At 65.1% G+C, this 430-nt stretch carries 1 protein-coding gene; it reads left to right on the top strand.

The window, feature by feature from the left end; genetic code table 11:
• On the top strand, positions 1–430 hold a 430-nt coding region (locus tag CHM34_RS18540), incomplete at both ends, for a Na+/H+ antiporter subunit E (protein ID WP_206093853.1).

Consider the following 430-nt stretch of genomic DNA (forward strand, 5'->3'; position numbering starts at 1 on the left):
AACCGGGCGCGGATGAGCCGGGGCCGCGGAATCATCCAGCAGCTCGTGCTGCTGATCTCGCTGGTTCTGCTGTGGCTGATGCTGTGGGATTCGATCACGGTGGTCACAGTGGTCACCGGAATCGTGCTGGCCTTCATCGTCACGCGCGTGTTCTACCTCCCGCCCATCGTGCTCTCCGGACGGTTCAACGTCTGGCATGCGGCGGTGTTCGGTCTGTGGTTCCTCTACTCGGTCCTCCACGCCTCCATCGAGGTCGCCTGGTATGCGTTCCGCCGCAAAGCCGTCGGGGCCGGGTCCGTCGTCGCCTGCGACCTGCGGACGAGCTCGGACCTCGTGCTCACCCTCATCGCCGATACCGCCAGCCTCATCCCCGGGTCGATCATCATCGACAGCGACCGGGCCATGGGCATGCTCTACCTGCACTTCCTCG

Source organism: Paludifilum halophilum (genome assembly GCF_002245355.1).
Taxonomy (GTDB): domain Bacteria; phylum Bacillota; class Bacilli; order Thermoactinomycetales; family DSM-45169; genus Paludifilum; species Paludifilum halophilum.